The organism is Streptomyces sp. NPDC049954, assembly GCF_040656295.1.
In the GTDB taxonomy this organism is placed as follows: domain Bacteria; phylum Actinomycetota; class Actinomycetes; order Streptomycetales; family Streptomycetaceae; genus Streptomyces.
In genome coordinates, this window is the sequence record NZ_JBFALS010000008.1 from 268,980 (window position 1) to 291,186 (window position 22,207).

The following is a 22,207-nucleotide window of genomic DNA, read 5'->3' on the forward strand; positions in this document are numbered from 1 at the left end:
CACTCGACACGCGGACACCGCCGGCCTCGTCCGTACGGGTCCCCTCACCCACTCCTACGGCACAGTCACGCGGCATACGTGAGCGCGGGCGGGGAAGGTGGGCCTGCCGGAAAGAGACAGGAGGCCGGCGCCGCGCGGTACGGCGGAGAGGCCGGAGCTACAGCGGAGGGCAGGACTTTTCATGCCGGGACCGAATCGACAGCCGCGCGTCCCCCGGCGCCAGGGTGGCTCTCAGGCGACGACGGACCAGATGCTGCGGACGCTGCTGCGGCGTCGCAAGAAGGCCTTGGCCGCCGCCGACGTGACGGTCACCGATCCGCCGAAGGTGCGCCGCGCCGTGACGGCGGCGGCGCTCGGCAACACCATGGAGTGGTTCGACTTCGGTGTCTACGCCTATCTCGCGGGGACCCTCGGCAAGGTGTTCTTCCCGTCGAGTTCGCCGGGCGCGCAGGTGGTGTCGACCTTCGCGACCTTCGCGGCCGCCTTCCTGGTACGGCCGCTCGGTGGTCTGGTGTTCGGTCCGCTCGGTGACCGGGTGGGGCGTCAGAAGGTGCTCGCGGTCACCATGATCATGATGGCGGCCAGCACCTTCGCCGTCGGCTTCCTGCCCACGTACGCCTCGGCCGGCTTCGCCGCTCCGTTGCTGCTGCTGCTGTGCCGTCTGGTGCAGGGCTTCTCGACCGGTGGGGAGTACGCGGGCGCCACGACGTACATCGCCGAGTACGCGCCGGACAAGCGACGCGGCTTCCTCGGCAGCTGGCTGGACTTCGGTACCTTCGTCGGCTATTCGCTGGGCTCGGGCCTGGTGACCGTGCTGACCGCGACCCTCGGCACGGACGGGCTGACGGACTGGGGCTGGCGCATCCCGTTCTTCGTCGCGGGGCCCCTGGGCCTGATCGGTCTGTACATGCGGCTGAAGCTGGAGGAGACCCCCGCCTTCCAGCGCGAGGAGGAGGCCCAGGCCGAGGCGCTGTCCGAGGGCGACCCCGTCGAGGAGGCCCGGCAGTCCGGCAAGGGCCGGCTCAAGGAGATCTTCACCGGGCACTGGGAGGCGGTGCTCGTCTGCATGGGCCTGGTACTGCTCTACAACGTCACGAACTACATGGTGACCTCCTACCTGCCGACGTACATGTCCGAGACGCTCGGCGAGCCGGAGACGAGTTCCCAGCTCCTGGTCCTCGGCACGATGCTGCTCGTGGTCCTGCTGATCACCACGGTCGGCAGGTCGTCCGACCGCTGGGGGCGGCGCCCGGTGTTCCTGCTGGGGAGCGTGGCGCTCATCGTGTTCGCGATCCCCGCCTTCCTGCTCATCCGGCAGGGCGGCATCCTGCTCCCGGCGATCGGCTGCGGGGTGCTCGGTCTGCTGCTGGTGTGCTTCGCCGGCACCTCGGCCTCGACGCTCCCGGCGCTGTTCCCGACCCGGATGCGCTACGGGGCCCTGTCGATCGCCTTCAACATCTCGGTGTCCCTGTTCGGCGGCACCACACCGCTGGTCGCCTCCGCGCTCGTGGAGGCGACGGGCAGCGACATGATCCCGGCGTACTACCTGATGGTGGCGGGGGTCGTCGGCCTGATCGCGACCTTCTTCCTGCACGAGACGGCGGGCAAGCCGCTGCGCGGTTCCGGCCCCATGGTGGAGACCCACGAACAGGCGCGCACCCTCGTCGCGCGCAGCAGGACGCGGGCGAGCCGGCAGGCGCGCGACGTGTGGATCCGGATGCGGCACCCCTGGGGCGGTGGCCACGACGGCGACTGAGTCCGTCAGTCGCGCGGCCCCCGGTCGTATCGGCTGTATCCGTGGACGACGAGGACGGTGGCGATCAGCGCGAGGACGGCGACGATCCGCAGCCCGGTGCCCATCGCGTGGGTGAAGGCGCCGGTCCCGGCCGCCGAGTGTGCGGCGCCGGAGTGTCCGGACAGGGCCGTCCCCACGACGGCGACACCGAGCGCCGCGCCGATCTCCCGGGCGGCCGTGTTGAGTCCCGAGCCCAGCCCCGCCTGGTGGGCGGGCAGTTCGGAGACGAGGGTCGTGGTGAGGGAGGGCCCGCACAGCCCGGTCCCGGCCGAGAGGACCAGCAGGTAGCAGGCGTACAGCGGGTACGGGGTGCCGGCGTCGGCCGTGGAGACGAGCAGCAGTCCGGCGCCGATGAGGGCGAGGCCGAGGGCGACGAGCGGTCGCGGCCCGCTGCGGGCGGCCCAGCGCACACCGATCCGGGGCAGGAGCGCCATGCCCACGGTGACCGGCACGATCGCGAGGCCCGTGCGCAGCACCCCGTACCCCTTGGCGTACTGGAGGTACTGGGCGTTGACGTAGAAGAGTGCGAAGAGCGCGAAGAAACTGACGGCGATGCCGAGGGCGCCGGCCCGCAGCCGCGGGTTGCGGAAGATCCGCGGGTCGAACAGCGGGCGTTCGGCACGCAGGGCGTGGGTGACGAACACGGCGAGGAGAAGGGCGCCCGCGGCGAAGGAGCCGAGGACACGTGGTGCGCTCCAGCCGTGTTCGGGCCCCGCGATCAGTGCGTGCACGAGAGCGACGAGGGCGCCGGTGAGCAGGGCGGAGCCGAGCGGGTCGACGGCCGCGTCGTGCCGGGCGGTACGCGGTACGGCCAGGGCCACCGCCAGGGCGAGCAGTGCGGCGAGCGGCACCATGGCCCAGAACAGTGCGCGCCAGGAGAAGTACTGACCGGCCACTCCCCCGCCGAGGTTGCCGGCCAGCCCTCCGAGCCCCATCGCGAGGGTCCAGGCGGCGAGGGCCTGTGGCCGGCGCGCGGGCGCGGCGAGGTGGACGATCGCGGCCATGGTCGCCGGGATGGCGAGGGCGGCGCCGCAGCCGCACACCGCGCGGCCCGCGATCAGCAGCGCCGGGGTGGTGGCCAGACCGCTCGTCGCTGCTCCCGCCCCGAAGAGCCCGAGGCCGGTGAGCAGGACCCCTTTACGGCCCAGGCGGTCGCCCACCGCGCCGGCGGGGACGAGCAGGCACGCGAAGGCGATGACGTAGGCGTCGACGGCCCACAGGAGCTGTCCTGAGGACGGGTGCAGGCTGGAGGCGGCGAGTTGCGGGATGAGCAGGTTGATCGCGGCGACCATGCTCTGCGCGACGAGGACGCAGGCGCACAGGGCGAGGAGGGCGGCACGGCTGAGGCGGTCGGGGGCGGCGGGGGCTTGCTCCGGGGCGGGCCCGCCGGGGGAGGCCGGGGCGGCGGGGGGCGCGAGAGGGAGTTTCCGTTCATGGGCAGGGCTCGTCATGGCTCCTCCTGGAGCGAGGCGGTGACGGGGTGTGCCGTCACCGTAGGCTGGGTCCAGCCCTGCTTTCCAATGCATGTTTCGCAAGGAATGAATGCGCGTGACGCACTCGTCTTCTCTCGACCTGAATCTCCTGCTGGCGCTGGACGTCCTCCTTGAGGAGTCCAGCGTGACGGGCGCCGCCGAACGCCTGCACCTGTCGGAGCCCGCGATGAGCCGGACCCTGGGGCGGATCAGGAAGGCGCTCGGCGATCCCGTGCTGGTGCGCGCCGGACGGTCGATGGTGCCCACGCCCCGGGCGCTCGCGATGCGCGGTGAGGTGCGGGCGGTGGTGGAGCGGGCGCGGGGCATCTTCCTGGCACGCGAGGGTGTGGACCCGTCCTCTCTGGAGCGGACGTTCACGGTGATCGCGGCGGACGCGCTGACGGCCGTGCTGGGCGGCCCCCTGCTGCGCCGGCTGGCCGGTGAGGCGCCGGGGGTGCGGCTGCGTTTCCTGGCGGAGACGCACTCCGACGCGCCGGTGCTGCGGGAGGGCCGTGCGGACCTGGAGGTGGGGGTGATCGACTCCCGCTCACCCGAGGTGCGGGTGGAGCCGCTGTACCGGGACCGGATGGTGGGCGTGGTCCGGGAGGGCCATCCGCTGCTGGACGGGCGGGTCACCGCGCGGCGGTTCGCGGCGGCCGACCACCTCATCTCCTCGCGGCGCGGCCGGCTGCACGGCCCCGTGGACGCGGCGCTCGCCGAACTCGGCCTGTCGCGGCGGGTGGTGGGTTCGGTAGGGACTTTTCCGGCCTCGCTGCACCTGCTGGCGGACAGCGATCTGGTGGGGCTCGCGACGGCGGGCGCGGCGCGACTGCCGCACCGGCTCGGCCTGCGGATCTTCGAGGTGCCCCTGGACCTCCCGCCGCTCGACATGGCGCTGGCCTGGCATCCGCGCCACGAGGCCGACCCCGCGCACCGCTGGCTGCGGGAGCTGGTGCGTCAGGAGGCGCTTCTCCAGGCGGGCGAGGAGGCCGGCGGCCCGGCCGGGGTCACAGCGCCCGGTGCATGACGTGCAGGCCCACGTAGCCGTGCCGGGGGTGGCGGAAACCCTCGGGCAGGGTGCCGAGGATCTCGAAGCCGAGGGAGCGGTAGAGCCCGACGGCCCGGGTGTTGGTCTCCACGACCGCGTTGAACTGCATCCGCCGGAACCCCGCCGTACGCGCCCAGTCGAGGGTGTGCGCGCACAGCGCGCGGCCCACGCCTCGGCCTTCGTGGGCCGGGTCGACCAGGTAGCTGGCGCTCGCGACGTGCGCGCCGTTGCCGCGCTGGTTGGCGTTCGTCTTCGCGGTGCCGAGGATCGTGCCGGTGCTCTCGTCGACGGCGACGACCGTGCGGTCCGGCGCGTCGAGCAGCCACCAGGAGCGTGCCTGTTCTTCGGGGAGGTCGGTGGGGTAGGTGAAGGTCTCGCCGGCCGCGACGACGGTGTGGAAGAACGGCCAGATGGCGGGCCAGTCCTCGGCGGTCGCTTCCCTGATCTGCATGGGGCCATGATCGGGAACCGGGCACGGGTGGGGCAAGGGGTTTCGGGCGGGGACGCCGGCCGGCTCAGGGGGTACGCCGAAGCGCCCTGACGCCCGCTTCGAGGAAGGCCATGGCCGCGCCGATGGCCTCCTCGCGGTCGTCTCCCGTGGGGCGTTCCACGATCTCCGTCACGACGGCCGCCGCGGCGGCTGCGGCCAGCCGGGGGCCGATGCCGTCGGGCGGCTCGCCGGTGTCCTCGGCGATGATGCGGGCGCCCTCCTCGATGGCGTGGGCCATCCGCGCGGTGCGCACCGCGCGCAGCTCCGGGTTGGCCTCGAACATGCGCAGGCCCAGTTCGTCGAGCTCGTCGTGGCAGGCCGTCTCCTCGCGCAGCCAGCTCTCCAGGGCGCGCACCGCGCTGGTCCCGGGGGCCCGGCCGCGCAACGCCCGGGTGAGCTCCTCCACCGAGGCGTCGAAGGTCGCGAAGGCGATGTCCTGTTTGGAACGGAAATACAGGGTGACCGTACGAGGGGACACCTCGGCCCGAGCGGCGATCTCGGCGATCGTGGTGCTGCCGTAGCCCTGCTCGGCGAAGAGCTCGAACGCCGCCCGTGTGATCGCGGCACGGCGTCGCGCCTTTCCGCGTTCGCGCAGGCCGCCCTCGGCCGCACTGCTGTCCATGGCACGCAGCATAACGGCCCCGAGGATCTTTACCACCCAGGGTAAAAATGCATTACAGTGCAAAAACTCTGCTGGAGCTTTGTGGTCACCGGGGACGGGAGAGACCTGCCGTGGCGAAACGCTTGTACGCGCTGGGACGTTGGGCGGCACGCCGCCGGGGCCGGGTGGTCGCCGTGTGGGTGCTGCTGCTCGCCGTGGCGGTCGGGCTCGGGACGACGCTGAGCGGGAAGCTCACGACCGAGTTCACCGTGCCCGGCATCGAGTCGCAACAGGCCCAGGACCTGCTGAAGAAGGAGTTCCCCCAGGCGGCTGGCGGAACGGCACGCGTCGTGTTCGCCGCCCCGGACGGGAAGCGGCTGACGGGCAGGACAGAGCAGCGGGCCGTCAGCGCCACGCTCCGGGAGGTCGCCGAGGTGCCCGGCGTCATCGACGTCACGGACCCGGCGAAGACGGGCACCGTCTCGAAGGACCGCGCGATCGGCTACGCGGACGCCGTGTTCGCCACCCCCGCCGACAGCGTGCCGCAGTCCGCGAAGGACCGGCTGGAGCGTGCTCTCGCCCCGGCCCGGGACGCCGGTCTGACCGTCGAACTGGGCGGTACGGTGTCCACTCCCCCGGTCGAGGTCGGCGGCCCCGCCGAGATCGTGGGCGTGGTGGTCGCCTTCGTGGTCCTGGCGGTGGCGCTCGGCTCCCTGCTCGCGGCCGGGCTTCCCCTGGTCACCGCGCTGGTGGGGGTCGGCACCGGTGTGCTGACCGTGCAGTTCCTGTCCCGGTTCGTGGAGATGACCAACACCGCGACCGTGCTCGCCCTGATGATCGGCCTCGCGGTCGGCATCGACTACGCGCTGTTCATCGTGTCCCGGCACCGCGAGCAACTCGCCGACCCGGAACAGGATCTGGAGGACTCGATCGCCCGGGCCACCGCGACGGCCGGCAGTGCGGTGACCTTCGCGGGGGTCACGGTGATGGTCGCGCTCGCCGCGCTGTCCGCCGCCGGCATCCCCTTCCTCACCGTCATGGGGCTGGCCGCGGCCGGCACGGTGCTCATCGCGGTCCTGATCGCGCTCACCCTCGTACCGGCGCTGCTGGCCTTCCTCGGTGAACGGCTGCGCCCGAAGACCCGCGCGACCGGGGCGGGGCGGGAGCGCCGGGCGGGTGCGTGGGGGCTGGCCTGGGGCCGGCTGATGACGCGTTTCCCGATTCCCGTCCTGGTGGCGAGCGTGGTGGGGCTGCTGGCCCTCGCGGTGCCCGCGAAGGACCTGCGTCTCGGCCTGCCGAGCAACGAGACCCAGCCGGCCGCCAGCACCCAGCACAAGAGCTACGACCTGCTGGCGAAAGGCTTCGGGCCCGGGTTCAACGCGACACTCACCGTGGTCGTGGACAACGCGAAGGTGCCCCGGGAGCGGCGGGAGACCCTCGTCAAGGAGGTCGGCGGCGTCCTGGAGAAGGACCGGAACGTGGCCACCGTGATCCCGCCGCGCGCGACGAAGGACGGCCGGATCACGGTCCTCGGCGTCGTTCCGAAGACCGGTCCGGACGACCGGGCCACCACCGACATGGTGCACCGGCTGCGCGACGAGGCCGCCCGCCCCGTCGACCGGGCGGGCGGCACGGCGTACGTCGCGGGCCAGACGGCGGCCGGGATCGACGTGTCCGCGAAGCTGTCCGCCGCGCTCCCGCTGTTCATCGCGATCATCGTGGTCCTCGCGCTGCTCCTGCTGCTGACCGCCTTCCGGTCGCTCCTCGTCCCCCTCAAGGCCGTCCTGGGCTTCCTGCTGTCGATCGCGGCCAGCCTGGGCGCGGTGGTGTGGGTCTTCCAGGAGGGGCGTCTGTCGGGGCTGTTCCAGCTCGGCGCGGCGGCCCCGGTCGTGAGCTTCCTGCCGGTGCTGCTGATCGGGGTGCTGTTCGGCCTGGCGATGGACTACGAGGTGTTCGTCGTCAGCCGGATGCGGGAGCACTTCCACCACCACCGGGACGCGCGGGCCGCCGTCGAGCACGGTGTGGAGCGCAGCGGACGCGTCGTCACGGCCGCCGCGCTCATCATGGCGGCCGTGTTCGGCGGCTTCATCTTCAACCACGACCCGATCATCAAGTCGATCGGTTTCGCGCTCACCGTCGGCGTGCTCATCGACGCGTTCGTGGTGCGGCTGACGGTGGTGCCCGCCGTCCTGGCGCTCCTGGGCCGGTACGCCTGGGCGCTGCCGCGGTGGCTGGAGCGCGCCGTGCCGAACGTGGATGTCGAGGGGGACGCACTGCCGCCGCGCGCGAGCCGGGTGACGGCGCCCGCCGCCGCCTCCGACACCAGGGGCGAGGTGAGCTGAGGGGCGTCGGTACCTGCTTCGGGGCGGGCACTCCCACACGGAGCGCCCGCCCCTCACTCATGCCCGGTGCGCCACCCCGCACGGCCCGAAGGAGATCGCGGTCTCGGCGCCGTCCGCCCAGCGCACGCGTACGGTGCGGTCCCCCTCGGCGTGGGCCTGCGGCAGTTCGCGGTCCGGGGCCTGTTCGCCCAGGCGGGCCAGGGAGGCGAACAGGGCGGTGCCCGAGGCCGGTGCGGTGAGCCGGGGGACCTGGGCCCAGCGCGTCATGGCCGTTCCCTGCGGGGCCCGGGCGGTGTCGTGCGCGCTCCAGCCCAGCAGGGGGTGGAGCGTGGCGGCCGGGGACGCGTCGGGGGCGGTGGCCCAGCCCGTCTCGCGTACGGCCGCACCGGGCGGGGCGCCCAGTACGCGGTGCACGCGCAGTTCGTCGCGGCCGCGGGCCACGGTCACCGACTCGACGCGCAGGCCGGGGTGGGCCACGGGCCCTGCCGGGAAGACCGGGCCGTGCCAGGAACCGGCCCAGCCCCAGTCCCCGCCTCCACCGGCGCCGAGCGGGTGGACCCGGCGCCGTACGCTCGCCGCACCGTCCACGACCACGGCGAAGTGGTTGTCGGGGACGTTGTGCACGGCGGTCGGGCCGGTGCTGGTGGAGTACGCGAGGCGGCCGTACAGGGGATCGTCCGCCGCCGGGTCCTCGCCCTCGGGCGGACGCAGCTTGTGGCTGCCGTGGTTGTGCAGCCGTACGATCCCGTCGCCGCCGGTGGACTGGACGAGGAACCCGGGGGCGGGCACGGCGAGGACGCGGTCCGGCCCCTCGCTGGGCGCCGCCTCCTCGGTCGCCGTCCAGAGGGGGTGGCCGGCCGGGGCGAGCAGCGCCGCGAACGCCTTCGAGGCCCAGTACGGGGAGCCGGGGCCCGAGTAGGGCTGGAGGGTCGCGGGGTGCGGGCCGTGCCAGCCGAGGCTCAGCAGGCCGTCGTCCCCGGTGGCCCCGCGCTGAAGGAAGTGGCGCAGGGTGCCGCTCAGCAGACGGCGGGAGGTGCCGGGGCTCAGCGGGGTGTGCCCGGTGACCGCGCCGAGGGCCACGGCGGCCCCGGCGGCGAACCGGTAGGTGAGGGAGCGCCCGAAGTGGATCGGCGCGCCGTCGGCCCCGAACAGCAGGGAGAGGCTTTCGAGGTGTGCGCTCAGGCGGGGCCCGAGGTGTGCGGACAGCCCGGTGTCCTTCGCGAGGTGGGCGTGCAGCAGCGGGTAGAGGTGCAGCGCCCATCCGTTGTAGTGGTCAAAGGCCCGGCCGTCGCCGTCGGTGTACCAGCCGTCGCCGACGTACCAGCCCTCCAGCAGGTCGAGGGCGCGGGTGCGGGCGGCCGCGGTCCGCGCGTCGCCCCGGCCGACCTCCTCCAGGAAGCTCGCGACGGTGAACGGGAAGAGGTACCAGTTGTTGGGGGCGGGGACGGAGTGCAGCGCGCCGCGCAGCCACTGCTCGGCCCGGTCCTGGGTGCCCGCGTCGAGCCGGTCCCACAGCCAGGGCCGCGTCAGGCGCAGGCCGAGGGCGACGGAGGCGGACTCGACCATGGGCTGGCCGAACACCGTGTGGTCGCGGATGACGGGCCAGGACTCGGTGTCCTCGCGGCCGGGGGTGCGGGTGCCCGCGTCCAGGCCGAGCGCGTACCGCTCCAGCCAGCCGTGCGGGTCGGCGCCGCCCGCGCCCGCGACGCGGAAGGCGGCGGCGAGGAAGGTACGCGCATAGCCTTCGAGCCCGTCGGAGCGCACCCCCGAGCGGGAGGGCGGTCCCGGCAGGTCGAGGAGGGCCTGTCCGGGCGTGGCCCACTTCCAGGCGGCGGTCAGCAGTCCGTCGGCTGCGGCCTCCCAGTGGTCGCGGGTGTACCCGGTGTACGGACTGAGCTCGCGGTCCTCGGGCAGGTACGCGGGGCCGCTCGGGTGGGGGGCGTTCATGCGAGGAAGGCCAGCCTTTCGCGTCGTACGGGGTGGGCGAATCCGTGACCCGCGGCCCAGCGGGTCACCTCCTCGGCGGTGAGGTCGGCGAGGCGGCGCCACTCGTTGCCCTGGGAGCCGGCGAGGTGCGGGGTGATGACGGCGTCGGGGCAGTCCCACAACGGGTGCCCGGCCGGGAGTTCCTCGGGGACGGTGACGTCGAGGACGGCGCGGACCCGGCCGGCCAGGACCAGTCCGGTCAGGGCGTCCTGGTCGATCACGGCGCCGCGCGAGGTGTTGATCAGGGTCGCTCTTTCCCGCATGAGGCCGAGGAGTGCGCGGTCGACCAGCCCCCGGGTCTCGGGCAGCAGCGGGGTGTGCACGCTCACCACGTCGCTGCGGCCGAAGAGTTCGGGCAGCTCCACCCGCCGCGCGCCGAGCGCGGCGGCCTCCTCGTCGGTGACGTACGGGTCGTGGAGAAGGACCGTGAAGTCGTGCGGGCGCAGGAGTTCGGCGACCCGCCGGCCGACCAGGGAGGCGGACAACAGCCCTACGGTGCGGCGGTAGTTGCCGACTCGCTGCGGGGTGCTCAGCCAGTTCCCGCGGCGGCGGGTGTCGTGGTAGGCGCGGGCCCGTTCCCGTATCTCCTTGTTGGCCAGCAGGATCATCGCGAGGGTGTACTCGGCGACGGGCACGGCGTTGGCCGCGGCGGCGGAGGACACCTCGACGCCGCGCTCCCAGCAGGCTTCGGTGACGTGTCCGCGCACGGAGCCCGCGGTGTGCGCGACGGCCCGCAGCCGGGGGGCGGCGGCCAGGACGGCGGCGTCCAGCGGCGGGCAGCCCCAGCCGGTCACGAGGAGTTCGGCGTTGGCGAGCACCCCGCGGGCGTACGGGGTGGTGAGATCGTCGAGGACGGGGCCCTCGGCGAGGTCCACGACGGCGCGCAGCCGGGTCAGGGTGTCCTGGTCGAGTACGGCGGTCGCGGCGTCACGGCTCATGGCGAGCGCGGCGCGGGGGCGCCGGGGGGCGGGGCTCATTTGACGGCTCCGGCGGTCAGGCCCGACTTCCAGAAGCGCTGGAGCAGGGAGAAGGCGAGGATCAGCGGGAGGATGGCGAGCAGCGATCCCATGATCACGACGGGATAGTAGTCGGGCGCGACGTTGGCGGAGCTGTTCCAGGTGTAGAGCCCGAGGCTCACGGGATACAGCTTCTGGTCGGAGAGCATGACCATCGGCAGGAAGAAGTTGTTCCAGATCGCGGTGAGCTGGAACAGGAAGACGGTGACCAGTCCGGGGCCGAGCATGCGCAGGGCGACGCGGAACCAGGTCGCCAGTTCTCCCGCTCCGTCGACGCGCGCCGCCTCCAGCACCTCGTCGGGGACGTAGCCCTGGCTGAAGATGCGGCCGAGGTAGACGCCGAAGGGGTTGAACAGGAGAGGGATGAACACGGCCCAGAAGGTGTTGACGACGCCGGTCTTGGAGGCGATCAGGTAGAGCGGCAGGGCGAGGACGGTCTGCGGGACCATGACGGCGGCGAGGACCAGAGCGAACAGCTTCTCCTTGTGCCGGAAGCGGTACTTGTCGAAGGCGTAGCCGCAGGCAACGCTCAGCAGGGCTCCGAGAGCGGCGCCGAGCACGGCGTACAGCAGGCTGTTGCCGTACCAGCGGGCGTAGATCCCGTCGTCCATGGAGAACAGGTCGCGGAGGTTGGCGAGGAACGAGAAGTCGCTCAGCGACAGGATGTCGCTGCTGAAGAGGGCGTCGCGGTTCTTGGTCGAGGCGAGCAGCAGCCACAGCACGGGCAGCAGCGTGTAGAGGACCGAGACCCCGACGACGAGGTTGACGGTGGCCCGGCCGACCGCGCGCGGGCGCGTTCCGGCGGGACCGTGGGTGGCGACGCTCATCGGGTGGCCTCCTCGCGGCCGGCGCGGTTGGTCCAGCGGGTGACCGCGAAGGACAGGGCGATGGTGACGACGAGGAGCACGACGGAGGCGGCGGCCGCGAGGCCGTAGTTGTTGCGGGCGAAGGCCGCGTCGTAGATGTACATGCTCGGCGAGAACCGGTCGCTGATCGTCGGGGTGGACTGGCCGAGCAGCATCGGTTCGGTGAACAGCTGGAGCGCGCCGATCATGGTGAACATCGCGACCATGACGACGGAGGAGCGCACCATCGGTGTCTTGACGCGCAGGGCGGTGCGCACCGGCCCCGCCCCGTCGACCACGGCGGCCTCGACGACCTCGCGGGGCACGGCCTGGAGCGCGGCGTAGAAGACGATCATGTTGTAGCCGAGGTTGCTCCACACCGCGATGTTGACCATCGACGGGATGACGGCGTGCACACCCAGGAAGTTGACGTGCCAGTCGGCCTGGCCGAGGGCCTCGATGACCGGGCTGAGGCCGGGGGTGTAGAGGTACAGCCAGATGACGGCGGCGATGATGCCGGGCACCGCGTGCGGCAGGAACAGGGCGAGTTGGGCGAAGGACCTGAGGCGGGCGACGCCGGAGTCGAGCAGCAGCGCGAGGGCGAGCGAGGCGATGACCAGCAGCGGCAGGTAGAAGACGGCGTAGAGGGCCACCCTGCCGAGTCCGGCGAGGAAGGTGGGGTCGGTCAGGACGGCCGTGTAGCCGCGCAGCCCGGTGAACACGGTGCGTTCGGGCCCGAAGCCGAGTCCCGGCTGGTCGGCGCCGAAGAAGCTGAAGTAGACGGCGGTGCCCAGGGGCACGAGGAACACGGCGACGAGCAGGAGGAAGAAGGGCGCCATCAGGAAACTCGCGGCGCCGAGTTCTCTGCGGCGCGCGGACTTGCGGCCGGGGCGCCGTGGCGGGGCGGGGTGCCGGTCGCTCGCCGCGGTGGGCGGCGGGGGCGTGCTCGCGGTGGCGGTCGTGGTCGTCATGGCGGTTCACCTGCCTCTCTGAAGGTGAGGGGTGCCGGCTGCCGGGGCGCGGCGGGAGGAACGGGAAGGAGGGTGGTGCCGAGCGGCTGTTCAGGGGCGGTTTCGTGCGCGTCGCGGGGGTCGAGGTGCGGGCGACGCGGAAACCGGCGGCGCGCGACGTCAGTTGTCGTGGGCGACGGCGGACAGGCCCATCGCGCGCAGGTCCGGCATGGTGCCGTCCTGGGCGTCGCGCAGCGCGTCGATCAGGGTGCCGCCCGCGCCGTCCACCCGGGCGAAGCCGTCCTGGAGGAGGTTGGTGGTGGAGGTCATGCGGGGCCCCCAAGCCCAGCCGTCGTCGATCTTCTCGGCCTCCTGGCGGAAGAGGGAGTAGATGTCCTGGCCGCCGTAGTAGGAGCGGTCGAAGGCCTTCCGGGCGACGGGCACCAGCGCGGGCACGGCCGGGTACTGGCTGCTGGCTCCGCTGGAGAGCCGGGCGCGCAGCGACGCGGGATTGCTGACCTGCCACTCGACGAACTCCATGGCGGCCTCACGGTTGCGGCAGTCCTTGGTGAGGGCGAAGGTCGAGCCGCCGTTGGTGCTGACGCGGGGCCGGTTCTCGTCCCACTGCGGCATCGGCGCGATGCGCCAGCGGCCCTTCTGGCCGGGCCGCGCGCTCATCTGCGCGCCGGCGTCCCAGGCCCCGTTGAGACGGGTGAGGACCCGGCCGGCGGCGATCTGGGCGTCGCCCTCCTTGCTCTGGCCCGGGTTGACGAAGACGAGGTCCTCGTCGATGAGGTGCTGCCAGAGGGCGGCGACCCGCCGGGTGGGCGCGTCGGTCATCGATATGTGCCAGGTGTCGCCCTCGATCCTGAACCAGCGTGCTCCTCCGGCCCAGTTGTAGGCGGCGAACTCGTTGGCGCCGTCCGACCAGAAGGGGCCCAGGCGCCGGTCGCGGTCGGCCTTGCGCACGGCCCGGGCGGCGTGCTCGTAGGCGTCCCAGGTGCGCGGCACCTCGATGCCGTACTGGTCGAAGAGGTCCTTGCGGTAGTGCAGCACCATGGGTTCGACGTCCAGCGGCACCGCGAAGACCTTGCGGTCGAAGGTCGTCAGTCCGAGGGACTGCGGGAGCAGTTTGCGGCGCAGCCGGTCGCTGAGGAGGTCCGTGATGTCGGTGGCCACCCCGTCGATCGCGAACCCCGGCAGCTGCGGGTACTCGATGGTCGCGATGTCGGGGGCGTTCCCGGCGCGGGCGGCGTTGCTGAGTTTGAGATAGCCGCCCTGCTGCCCTCCCGGGATGAGCTGGAAGTCGACGTGGATGGTGCGGCTGGTCCTGTTGAACGCGTCCACCACCTCCTGGCTGCCCCTGAGGGCCGACCAGAACGTGACGGTCGTCTTTCCCGCGCTGCGCGCTCTGCCCGACTGCTGTCCGCCGCAGGCGCTCAGAGCGCCCGCGAGCGGCAGTGCGGCCATCGCGGCGAGCACGGACCGACGGCTCTGTCGATCCGGCATGTACGCCTCCTGCGGCTCCTGCGGCTCGTCTCCCGGCGCTCGGCGCGTCCGGGACATCGGCATCCTGCTCGATCGAACAAGAGCGGTCAATAGAACGATCAGAAGAAACCGCAAGCGGTCATTCGCTCATTCCGCCGGGGGCAGTTCGCCCACCGATCCGCGTACCTTCAGTTCGGGCAGGAGTTCCGTCCTGCGCACCGGGGCGAGCGTTCCCGCGGCGGCTTCTTCCAGCCGGTCCAGGAGGAGTTGGGCCGCGGCGGCGCCGATCCGCGCCTTGGGCGGGGCGACCGCGGTCAGCGGGGTGCTGCCGAGCCCGGCGACGACGTCGTCGTAGGCGATCACCGAGCAGTCCTCGGGCACCCGCACGCCCGCCTCCGCGAGTCGCTGGACGTGGATCAGCGCGTCCTCGTCCCCGTGCAGGACGGCGGCGGTGGCCCGGTGCGCGCGCAGGAGCGCGGCGAGGTCCAGTTCGCCGGCGTCCGGCTCGTCCGCCGGATCGGGCACCGCCAGCGGGGAGCTGAGCGCCACCACCGCGTGCTCGACCTCCGGACGGGCGGTGGTGATCTCGGCGAAGGCGGCCCGTACGGCGCGCGCGGTGGGGCTGTCGTCGCGCGCGGCGAGCACGATACGGCGGTGCCCGCGGGAGACGAGGTGCTCGACCGCGAGGTGCACCCCGTACCAGTGGTCGGAGCAGACCGAGTCGCGCGCGTGCAGGGGGCTGCCGGGTGCCGGGCGGCGCTCCATCAGGACGGTGGGCACGGGGAGTTCGGCGAGCCACGCGTAGTCGGCGCGCTCGGCGGCCAGACTGCGCCAGCGCGGGGCGATGAGCACTCCACGGGCGCCGCCGGCGAGCGCGGACTCGGTCATCGCCCGTTCGGTGTCCGGGCCCTGCGGCGCGATGTGCAGGGCGATCCGGGTACCGGACGCCTCCAGGACCTGGCGGGCCCCGTTCAGCGTCTCGAACAGGTAGGAGTGCCGCTGGGGGACGACGACGGCGACCGCGCGCCCCTCGTCCGGCGCTTCCCCCGCGCCCCGCGCCTCGGCCACCGGGGCCAGGGACCGCGCGACGCCGTGGCCCCGGGCGAGCCGGCCCGCCCGGGCCAGCTCCTCGACGTCCCTGCGTACGGTCACGACGGACACGTCGAGTTCGGCGGCGAGGTCGGCGACCCTGGCCCGGCCGCGCGCCTCGACGGCCGCGAGGATTCGCTGGCGTCTGACCTCTACCGGCTCACGCATGGTGCCCCTCCCGCCCGGACCGGCCGGCCTCGCGGCGCGCACCCGGGGACGTGATGTTCGTTTGAACGCTTTTCCCGGAAGCATAACGATCAAGTTGAGGGCGCGGAGATCTCGGGGGCGGGGCCGAGGGCCGGTTCCCGGGCCGGAGGCCGCGCGGCGGTCACCCGGCCCCGGGAGGCAGGGCGCGCAGGAACGGGGCGAGCGCCGCGTGCAGGGCCTCCGGTTGTTCGAGGTGGACGTCGTGCCCGGCGCCCGGCACGCCCGCGGACCAGGTCGAGGGACGGGCGTCGAACATGTTCCGCACCGAAGGTGCCGTACCGCCTTCGAGGAAGCCGTGCTGGGCCGTCACCAGCAGCGCGGGGCGGTCGAGCCGCGTCCACGCCTCCCACGCGGGGGCCGTGTCGGCGGCCGCGAGAACCGCCGCCATGACGTCGAGGTCGAAACGCGGCCACCAGCCGTCCGCCCGCCGCTCCAGTCCGTCGGCCCAGCCCTCGCCGAGCCGTCCGCCCCCGAGACGGGTCACCGCCTCGGTGCGGGAGGCGAACGGGACGGGCCAGGACCGCAGCCACGCGAGGGCGGGAGGCTCGGCGGCGGGAGCGCTCGCGGGCGCATCGCGGGCTTCCGCATCGTCCTCCCGGTCCGGCCCGGCATCGGCATCCCGGCCCGGCTGCGCACCGGCCCCGGTCCCGGTCTCCTCGCGCGGCCGCTCACCTGCGTCGCACTCCACCAGGACGACGGCGCGGACGAGTTCGGGGTGGGCGGCGCCGGTCAGCAGCGCCGTCCTGCCACCCAGCGACTGCCCCACGAGCACGACCGGCGCCAGCCGCAGCGCACGGATCACGGCGACCGTGTCGGCCACCTGGGCGGCGTGTCCCACCTCTGCGGGACGCCGTTCGCTGCCGCCGTGGCCCCGCTGGTCGAAGGCGGCCGCCCGCCAGCCCTCCGCGCGCGACGACCGCGCCGTCGCCTCCCACTCCCCCACGTGCCCGGCGAGCCCGTGCAGGAAGAGGACGCCGGGTCCCGTACCGCCCCAGTCACGGCACCGCAGCCGGACGTCGCCGTGTCCGCGCACCGCGAGATCGGCCGCCGGGGCCGCCCGCCCGGCCGGTGTCACCGCCCCGCCCCGGGCACGAGGGTGCGCAGCAGGTCCTCCGTCAGTCCGGGCGGCGGCACCGGGTCCTCAGCGGCCAGGACGCGGTACCAGATGACGCCGAACACGAGGTCGGGAACGAGCGCGGGCGCGGGCTGCGGGGGCAGGTCACCGCGCCGGGCGGCGCGTTCGAGGAGCAGGCCGAGGGCCGCGCGGCGGCGCTGGAGGAACTCCTCCCGGAACACCGGGGCGAAGTCCGGGTCGATCTGCGCCTGCGCCATCAACGCCCGCAGGATGAGGACGACTTCGGGTCGGGAGCCCAGCCTGAAGGAGGCGTCGAGGAAGGCCCGCAGATCCTTCTCCCAGCTCCCGAGGTCCTCGGTGGGGATCTGCAGGTCCGCCTTGTGGCCGAGCCCGTCCAGCAGGACGTGCGCCCGGGAGGGCCACCACCGGTAGATCGTCTGCTTGCCGACGCCCGCCCGCCGCGCGATGCCCTCCACCGTGAGCGCGGCGAAGCCGCCTTCCGCGGCGAGGTGGTACGCGGAGAGGAGGATCGCCTCCCTGCTGGAGGCGCTGCGTTTGCGGCCACGCCGCTCGAACGCGGCTTCCCCGGAGGGGGGTTGAGTGCTCGACGTCATGGGACTACCTTAATACGAGACGCCACGGTTCGGAAAAGCGGGCAGCGTGCGCACCCCTCGTGCGGCGCTGCCCGCCACGCGCGGACGGGCGACGGACGGGGAGGACGTCACGGCTTCGCGGCGCTCCGGTTCCCCTCGGTTCCAGGTAGTACACCTAAGGAGAAGTGTCGGCATGACTCGACCCATCGCCCTCGTCGTCGGGGGCACTTCGGGCATCGGACTGGCCACCGCGCGACTGCTGCTGGCCCACGGCGAGGCGGTGCACGCCACCGGCCGGCGTGCGGAGGTGATCGAGGATCTGGCGGCGCGGGAGCCGGACATCACCTGGCACCGTGCGGACGCCGGTGAGACCGGGGCGATGCGCTCGCTCGGGGAGCGGCTGGGCACCGTCGACCACCTGGTGCTGGCCGCGAGCGGCGGCGCGGGCGCGGGGCGCATCGCCGAGTTGTCCCTCGACGATCTGCGCACCGCCTTCGAGGGGAAGTTCTGGCCGCATCTGGTGACGCTCCAGGCGCTCCTCCCGCACCTCGCCCGGGACGGTTCCGTGACCTTCCTGAGCGCGGTCTCGGCGCGGGCGGCGCTGCCGGGCACCGCCGGGCTCGCCGCGGTCAACGGCGCGCTGGAGGCGATGGTCCGCCCCCTCGCGAACGAACTGGCCCCGGTGCGGGTCAACGCCGTCTCGCCGGGCGTCGTGGACACGCCGTGGTGGTCCGGCATGGAGACCGGGGCACGCGAGTCCTACTTCGCGCAGCTCGGCAAGACGCTGCCCGTCCAGCACGTGGCGCGCCCCGAGGAGATCGCCGAACTCGTCGTCCTCGCGGCCCGCAACGGCAATGTCACGGGCAGCGTGTTCGAGTCGGACGGCGGTGCGCGGCTGGTCACTCTCGGCTGACCGGCGTGGACGTGTCCTGCGTACGGCACGCGCTGCCGGGCACAGGCACGTCCTGCGTACGGCAGGCACTGCCGGCCACGGACACGTTCTGCGTACGGGCACGTCCGCGCACCGGCGCGTCCGGGCGGCACGCGTGGGGGTCCGTGTGCTCCCGGGCGATCCGGCCCGTGTCGGTTCCCGCTCCAGGGGCAGGTGAGCGGTCAAGGTGGGGGGTCCGGCCGTCCTGGCCGGACGAGGAACGGTGGACGGAGACGAGGAACCCCATGAAGAGCGTGGAACTGCTGACGGACGCCTTCGAGCGGATCAACGAGGAGGTGCACGGGACGGTCGAGGACCTCTCGGCGCAGGACCTCAACGCGCGGCTCGACCCCAGGGCCAACTCGGTCACCTGGCTGGTCTGGCATCTGACGCGGGTGCAGGACGACCACCTCGCGGATGCGGCGGGCCAGGAGCAGGTGTGGATCTCGGAGGGCTGGGCGGATCGTTTCTCCCTGCCGCTGCCCCCGGAGGCCACCGGTTTCGGTCAGAGCGCCCACGAGGCCGGCCAGGTGGAGGTGGACTCGGGGGAGCTGCTGCTCGGCTACTTCGACGCGGTCCACGCCCGCACCCAGGCGTACGTGGCGGGCCTGGACGATGCGGCGCTCGACCGGATCGTGGACGAGAACTGGTCCCCTCCGGTGACGCTCGGGGTGCGGCTGGTGAGCGTCGTCTCCGACTGTCTCCAGCACATCGGCCAGGCCGCGTTCGTCCGGGGGGTGCTGGAACGACGCTGACCGGGCGCGCGGGGCCGGTCCCCCTCAGGCCCGCCGCCAGGGCGTGAGGTCGAGCCGGCGCAGGAGCTGGGCGTTGAGCGCCACCACGACCGTCGACGCGGACATCAGCAGGGCGCCCGCCTCCATCGGCAGGGTGAAGCCGACGGGGGCGAGCACCCCTGCGGCGAGCGGCACCGCGAGGATGTTGTAGCCCGCGGCCCAGGCCAGGTTCTGGCGCATCGTGCGGTACGTGGCCACCGACAGGTCGATGACGGACAGCACGGTGCGCGGATCGTCCCCGGCCAGCACGATGCCGGCCGAGGCGATGGCCACGTCGGTGCCCGCGCCGATCGCCAGGCCCACGTCGGCGCGGGCCAGGGCGGGGGCGTCGTTCACCCCGTCCCCCACCATGGCCACGGTGCGGCCCCGCTCCTGGAGCCGCGCGACCTGGGCGCCCTTGCCGTCCGGGCGTACCCCGGCGACGACCTCGTCGACGTCCAGCGCGGTCCCGACGGCGCGGGCCACCGGTTCGGCGTCGCCGGTGAGCATGCCGACACTCAGTCCGCGCCGGTGCAGGGCCCCGACGGCCTCCCGCGACTCGGGGCGCACCTCGTCGGCGAGGGCGAGCGCGCCGCGTACCGTGCCGTCCGCCACGAGGTGCAGGACGGTCGCGCCCCGCTCCTCCCAGCCGCGTGCCTCCGCGAGGGGGCGCAGATGGCGGCGGGCCAGGAGGGCGGGGCCGCCGACCTCGACGGTGCGGCCGTCGACGCGGCCGCTCACCCCCGTGCCGCCGGCGGAGTCGAGGCCGGTGGCGGTCGGCGGGCGCAGTCCGCGTGCCCGGGCCGCCGCGACCACGGCCCTGGCCAGCGGGTGCTGGCTCTCGCTCTCGACGGCCGCCGCCAGGGCGAGCAGGTGCTCCTCCCCCGCCGTTCTCCCGGCTGCCGCGCCGGCCCCCGCGGTCGCGATGCCGGTGACGGCGGGCTCGCCCTTGGTGAGGGTGCCGGTCTTGTCGAAGAGGACGGTGTCGACGAGCCGCATCGCCTCCAGCGCGCGGCGGTCGGTGACGAGCACTCCGCCCCGGGCCGCCTTCTCCGTGGCGAGGGCCACCACCAGCGGGATCGCGAGGCCGAGGGCGTGCGGGCACGCGATGACGAGCACCGTGATGGTGCGGGTGAGCGCGTCCTCGGGCCTGCCGAGAGCGAGCCACACGGTCACGGTGACCGCCGCGGCGGCGAGCGCGTACCAGAACAGCCAGCCCGCCGCCCGGTCGGCGAGGACCTGGCTGCGCGAGGTCGAGTTCTGGGCCTCGGCCACGAGCCGCTGGATTCCGGCGAGCGCGGTGTCCTCGCCCACGGCGGTGACCCGTACCCGCAGCACGTCGTCGGTCGCGACGGTCCCGGCCACGACGCGTTCGCCCTCGCCCCGGTGGACCGGCACCGACTCGCCCGTGATCATCGACTCGTCCACGGCGGCCGCTCCCCCGGTGACCTCGCCGTCCGCCGGGACCCGGGCGCCCGGCCGGACCAGCACCGTGTCGCCGACGCGCAGTTCGGCCGGCGGAACGGGGCGGGGCCGGCCGTCCGCGCCGAGGCGTTCCGCCGTGTCGGGCAGGAGCGCGGCGAGGGACTGGAGGGCGCCGCGCGAGGCCGCGAGGGACTTCATCTCCAGCCAGTGGCCGAGCAGCATGATGACGACGAGCAGGGCCAGCTCCCACCAGAAGTCGAGGTCGTCACCGACGAGACCGAGGCTCGCGCACAGCGAGGACACGAAGGCCACCGTGATCGCCAGGGCGATGAGCGTCATCATGCCGGGACTGCGTCCGCGCAGCTCACTCACGGCCCCGGTCAGAAAGGGACGGCCGCCCCACAGGAACAGCACGGTGCCGAGCACCGGGGAGACCCACCCGACCCAGGCCCCGGACGGCAGGTGGTAGCCGAGCAGGTCGGCGAACATCGGGCTGAAGAGGGTGACCGGGACGGCGAGGACGAGCATCGTCCAGAACAGGCGGCGGAACATCGCGACGTGGTCGCCGTGACCCCTGTGCCCACGATGGCCGCCCTGGCCGCTGCGGTCGCCGTCTGTGCCCTGGCCCCTGCGGCCGCCGGCTCCGCCGTGCTGCGCGTGGTCGCCGTGGGCGTCGCCGTGCGGTCGCGGCCCTCGCGCGTGCTGCTCGTCCATGCCCCCATCATGCGAGCGCCGGACCGCCACCGCGTCCGGGCGGTGACGATCCGGCGCACACCCGCCTCACACAGGTGGAGGCGAGTGGGGGTCAGCCGTGCCTGTCACGGGAGGAGTTCCTCGATCAGGTCGGCGGCCCGCGGGGCTCCGCCCTCTGCCCGGGCCTGGGTGCGCAGCGCGGCGCAGCGCCGGGCCACCTCGGGGTCGCCGGTCAGGTGGTTCAGAGCCGCGCGGAGGTTCGCCGCGTCCGCCTCGTCGGTGTCGAGGCGGCGCGCCACGCCGAGTTCGACGAGCCGGTCGGCGTTGACGAACTGTTCGGCCGCCTGCGGGACGGCGATCATCGGTGTGCCGGTGAGCAGCCCCTCTCCGCAGCCGCCCATGCCCGCGTGGGTGACGAAGAGATCCGCCTGTTCCAGTACGGCGAGCTGCGGCACCCAGGAGTGCACCTCCACGTGCGGCGGCAGCGGCCCCAGTTCGGCCGGGTCGACGTCCGCGCCGATCTGGAGCACGAGGTGCAGACCGGGCAGGCCGCCGAACGCGGCGAGACACTGCCGGTAGAACTCCGGCTGCCGGGTGTAGGCGGAGCCCAGGGACACGAGGACGACGGTCTCGGCGTCCTCGGGGCGCCGCCACGTCTCCCGCCGGGCCCGCTCGCCCGAGCAGGGACCCACGAACGTGACGACGTCCGTGTTCACCCTTTCCGCGTGCGGCTGCATCGCGCGCGGCACGAGGGCCAGGGAACGGGCCGGGGGGCCGACGAAGACGTCCATGTCCAGGGTCCTCGCCCCGCTCTCGCGCAGCCACGCGGTGAAGGCCGCACGGTAGGCGTCGGCGCCGGGCAGTCGCCACACGGCGGCGGCGACCTCCTCCTCGTAGCCCTCCCATCCCACGAAGGTCGGCGAGAGCTGGAGGAGCGGCCGTCCCTGGGCCTCGGCGAGGGCGCGCGCGGCGTAGGCGCCGATGTCGTACAGGTACAGGTCCGCCGGGTCGTCCTCGTACGCGGCGCGCAGCTGGGGCAGTACCCGGCGGGCGTCGTCGAGGAACTCGGTCATACCGGCGATCGGCTCCTCGGGCCAGGCGGCTTTCCGCACGGGCGGGAGCTGCGAGGAGAAGGGCACGAACTCGGCGCCGGTGGCGGTCAGGAGGTCGGCGAGCAGCGGGTCGTTGGCGGCGGTGACCCGGTGTCCTCGGCGTACGAGTTCGCGGACGATCTCCAGGCTGGGCAGCACGTGGCTGATCGCCGGGACACCGATCACCGCGACATGGGCGCGCGGGCGTGCGGGCGTGGTGGGACGAGGCATGGGTGAGCACTCTCGATTCTCTGATCGTGACGGCGGATGGCAGCGTGATCCGGCGGCGGTGCCCCG

The 22,207-nt window shown here is 73.6% G+C and carries 18 protein-coding genes; 5 read left to right on the forward strand and 13 right to left on the reverse strand.

All coding sequences use genetic code 11. The features are described from left to right. Window positions 1–250: 250 nt before the first annotated feature. Complete coding sequence (gene proP / locus AB0J21_RS20655; protein ID WP_363147635.1) at window positions 251–1,756, forward strand: glycine betaine/L-proline transporter ProP; 1,506 nt, start codon at window positions 251–253, stop codon at window positions 1,754–1,756. 5 nt (window positions 1,757–1,761) lie between these two features. Here the strand turns inward: proP and AB0J21_RS20660 are convergent, their stop codons facing one another. Further along, window positions 1,762–3,246 (reverse strand): MFS transporter, encoded by a 1,485-nt coding sequence (locus tag AB0J21_RS20660; RefSeq protein ID WP_363147478.1) that lies wholly within the window; start codon window positions 3,244–3,246, stop codon window positions 1,762–1,764. A gap of 91 nt (window positions 3,247–3,337) precedes the next feature. Here AB0J21_RS20660 and AB0J21_RS20665 point away from each other — a divergent pair, with 91 nt between their 5' ends. Continuing rightward, window positions 3,338–4,294, forward strand: a complete 957-nt coding sequence (locus AB0J21_RS20665; protein WP_363147479.1) for a LysR family transcriptional regulator — start codon at window positions 3,338–3,340, stop codon at window positions 4,292–4,294. On the opposite strand, the gene AB0J21_RS20670 is transcribed toward AB0J21_RS20665, so the two are convergent. Beyond that, entirely contained in the window at window positions 4,275–4,766 is a 492-nt protein-coding gene (locus AB0J21_RS20670; protein WP_363147480.1) for a GNAT family N-acetyltransferase, read from the reverse strand. The genes AB0J21_RS20665 and AB0J21_RS20670 overlap by 20 nt on opposite strands. 64 nt (window positions 4,767–4,830) lie before the next feature. Next, a complete protein-coding gene (locus AB0J21_RS20675) occupies window positions 4,831–5,427 on the reverse strand; it encodes a helix-turn-helix domain-containing protein (RefSeq protein WP_363147481.1) in 597 nt (198 codons plus the stop codon). A gap of 110 nt (window positions 5,428–5,537) precedes the next feature. Here AB0J21_RS20675 and AB0J21_RS20680 point away from each other — a divergent pair, with 110 nt between their 5' ends. Continuing rightward, the gene (locus AB0J21_RS20680; RefSeq protein ID WP_363147482.1) at window positions 5,538–7,748 is read left to right on the forward strand and encodes an MMPL family transporter; all 2,211 of its coding nucleotides are present in this window, start codon (window positions 5,538–5,540) and stop codon (window positions 7,746–7,748) included. A 57-nt stretch (window positions 7,749–7,805) separates the two neighbouring features. On the opposite strand, the gene AB0J21_RS20685 is transcribed toward AB0J21_RS20680, so the two are convergent. The 8 genes from AB0J21_RS20685 to AB0J21_RS20720 all read right to left on the reverse strand — a co-directional run bounded on the left by AB0J21_RS20685 (window position 7,806) and on the right by AB0J21_RS20720 (window position 17,018). Beyond that, a complete protein-coding gene (locus AB0J21_RS20685) occupies window positions 7,806–9,695 on the reverse strand; it encodes a DUF2264 domain-containing protein (protein ID WP_363147483.1) in 1,890 nt (629 codons plus the stop codon). After that, entirely contained in the window at window positions 9,692–10,711 is a 1,020-nt protein-coding gene (locus AB0J21_RS20690) for a hydroxyacid dehydrogenase (protein ID WP_363147484.1), read from the reverse strand. Before AB0J21_RS20690 ends, AB0J21_RS20685 begins: the two co-directional genes overlap by 4 nt. Next, the gene (locus tag AB0J21_RS20695) at window positions 10,708–11,577 is read right to left on the reverse strand and encodes a carbohydrate ABC transporter permease (protein ID WP_363147485.1); all 870 of its coding nucleotides are present in this window, start codon (window positions 11,575–11,577) and stop codon (window positions 10,708–10,710) included. The genes AB0J21_RS20690 and AB0J21_RS20695 overlap by 4 nt, the downstream gene beginning before the upstream one ends. Next, complete coding sequence (locus tag AB0J21_RS20700; RefSeq protein ID WP_363147486.1) at window positions 11,574–12,566, reverse strand: sugar ABC transporter permease; 993 nt, start codon at window positions 12,564–12,566, stop codon at window positions 11,574–11,576. Before AB0J21_RS20700 ends, AB0J21_RS20695 begins: the two co-directional genes overlap by 4 nt. 159 nt (window positions 12,567–12,725) lie before the next feature. Continuing rightward, window positions 12,726–14,054 carry an extracellular solute-binding protein gene (locus tag AB0J21_RS20705; protein ID WP_363147487.1) on the reverse strand — a complete coding sequence of 443 codons (1,329 nt, stop codon included), beginning with the start codon at window positions 14,052–14,054 and terminating at the stop codon, window positions 12,726–12,728. A 126-nt stretch (window positions 14,055–14,180) separates the two neighbouring features. Beyond that, entirely contained in the window at window positions 14,181–15,290 is a 1,110-nt protein-coding gene (locus AB0J21_RS20710) for a substrate-binding domain-containing protein (RefSeq protein WP_363147488.1), read from the reverse strand. A 160-nt stretch (window positions 15,291–15,450) separates the two neighbouring features. Beyond that, window positions 15,451–16,404 carry an alpha/beta hydrolase gene (locus AB0J21_RS20715; protein WP_363147489.1) on the reverse strand — a complete coding sequence of 318 codons (954 nt, stop codon included), beginning with the start codon at window positions 16,402–16,404 and terminating at the stop codon, window positions 15,451–15,453. Then, entirely contained in the window at window positions 16,401–17,018 is a 618-nt protein-coding gene (locus AB0J21_RS20720) for a TetR/AcrR family transcriptional regulator (RefSeq protein WP_363147490.1), read from the reverse strand. The genes AB0J21_RS20715 and AB0J21_RS20720 overlap by 4 nt, the downstream gene beginning before the upstream one ends. Window positions 17,019–17,190: 172 nt before the next feature. Here AB0J21_RS20720 and AB0J21_RS20725 point away from each other — a divergent pair, with 172 nt between their 5' ends. Both AB0J21_RS20725 and AB0J21_RS20730 read left to right on the forward strand, forming a co-directional pair. Further along, the gene (locus AB0J21_RS20725; protein WP_363147491.1) at window positions 17,191–17,910 is read left to right on the forward strand and encodes an SDR family oxidoreductase; all 720 of its coding nucleotides are present in this window, start codon (window positions 17,191–17,193) and stop codon (window positions 17,908–17,910) included. Between the two features lie 263 nt (window positions 17,911–18,173). Beyond that, complete coding sequence (locus AB0J21_RS20730; RefSeq protein WP_363147492.1) at window positions 18,174–18,683, forward strand: DUF664 domain-containing protein; 510 nt, start codon at window positions 18,174–18,176, stop codon at window positions 18,681–18,683. Window positions 18,684–18,707: 24 nt separating this feature from the next. Here the strand turns inward: AB0J21_RS20730 and AB0J21_RS20735 are convergent, their stop codons facing one another. After that, window positions 18,708–20,840, reverse strand: coding sequence for a heavy metal translocating P-type ATPase (locus AB0J21_RS20735; RefSeq protein WP_363147493.1), 2,133 nt, complete (start codon window positions 20,838–20,840; stop codon window positions 18,708–18,710). A 104-nt stretch (window positions 20,841–20,944) separates the two neighbouring features. Next, window positions 20,945–22,141, reverse strand: coding sequence for a macrolide family glycosyltransferase (locus AB0J21_RS20740; protein ID WP_363147494.1), 1,197 nt, complete (start codon window positions 22,139–22,141; stop codon window positions 20,945–20,947). Window positions 22,142–22,207: the final 66 nt, after the last annotated feature.

What these genes read in the sequence shown, in the direction of transcription:
- AB0J21_RS20670 (WP_363147480.1), bottom strand. Translation starts at nt 4,766, where the DNA reads ATGCAGATCAGGGAAGCGACCGCCGAGGACTGGCCCGCCATCTGGCCG.
- AB0J21_RS20685 (WP_363147483.1), bottom strand. Translation starts at nt 9,695, where the DNA reads ATGAACGCCCCCCACCCGAGCGGCCCCGCGTACCTGCCCGAGGACCGC.
- AB0J21_RS20690 (WP_363147484.1), bottom strand. Translation starts at nt 10,711, where the DNA reads ATGAGCCCCGCCCCCCGGCGCCCCCGCGCCGCGCTCGCCATGAGCCGT.
- AB0J21_RS20705 (WP_363147487.1), bottom strand. Translation starts at nt 14,054, where the DNA reads ATGCCGGATCGACAGAGCCGTCGGTCCGTGCTCGCCGCGATGGCCGCA.
- AB0J21_RS20665 (WP_363147479.1), top strand. Translation starts at nt 3,338, where the DNA reads ATGCGCGTGACGCACTCGTCTTCTCTCGACCTGAATCTCCTGCTGGCG.
- AB0J21_RS20660 (WP_363147478.1), bottom strand. Translation starts at nt 3,246, where the DNA reads ATGACGAGCCCTGCCCATGAACGGAAACTCCCTCTCGCGCCCCCCGCC.
- AB0J21_RS20730 (WP_363147492.1), top strand. Translation starts at nt 18,174, where the DNA reads ATGAAGAGCGTGGAACTGCTGACGGACGCCTTCGAGCGGATCAACGAG.
- proP (WP_363147635.1), top strand. Translation starts at nt 251, where the DNA reads ATGCTGCGGACGCTGCTGCGGCGTCGCAAGAAGGCCTTGGCCGCCGCC.
- AB0J21_RS20710 (WP_363147488.1), bottom strand. Translation starts at nt 15,290, where the DNA reads ATGCGTGAGCCGGTAGAGGTCAGACGCCAGCGAATCCTCGCGGCCGTC.
- AB0J21_RS20720 (WP_363147490.1), bottom strand. Translation starts at nt 17,018, where the DNA reads ATGACGTCGAGCACTCAACCCCCCTCCGGGGAAGCCGCGTTCGAGCGG.
- AB0J21_RS20735 (WP_363147493.1), bottom strand. Translation starts at nt 20,840, where the DNA reads ATGGACGAGCAGCACGCGCGAGGGCCGCGACCGCACGGCGACGCCCAC.
- AB0J21_RS20725 (WP_363147491.1), top strand. Translation starts at nt 17,191, where the DNA reads ATGACTCGACCCATCGCCCTCGTCGTCGGGGGCACTTCGGGCATCGGA.
- AB0J21_RS20740 (WP_363147494.1), bottom strand. Translation starts at nt 22,141, where the DNA reads ATGCCTCGTCCCACCACGCCCGCACGCCCGCGCGCCCATGTCGCGGTG.
- AB0J21_RS20695 (WP_363147485.1), bottom strand. Translation starts at nt 11,577, where the DNA reads ATGAGCGTCGCCACCCACGGTCCCGCCGGAACGCGCCCGCGCGCGGTC.
- AB0J21_RS20675 (WP_363147481.1), bottom strand. Translation starts at nt 5,427, where the DNA reads ATGGACAGCAGTGCGGCCGAGGGCGGCCTGCGCGAACGCGGAAAGGCG.
- AB0J21_RS20700 (WP_363147486.1), bottom strand. Translation starts at nt 12,566, where the DNA reads ATGACGACCACGACCGCCACCGCGAGCACGCCCCCGCCGCCCACCGCG.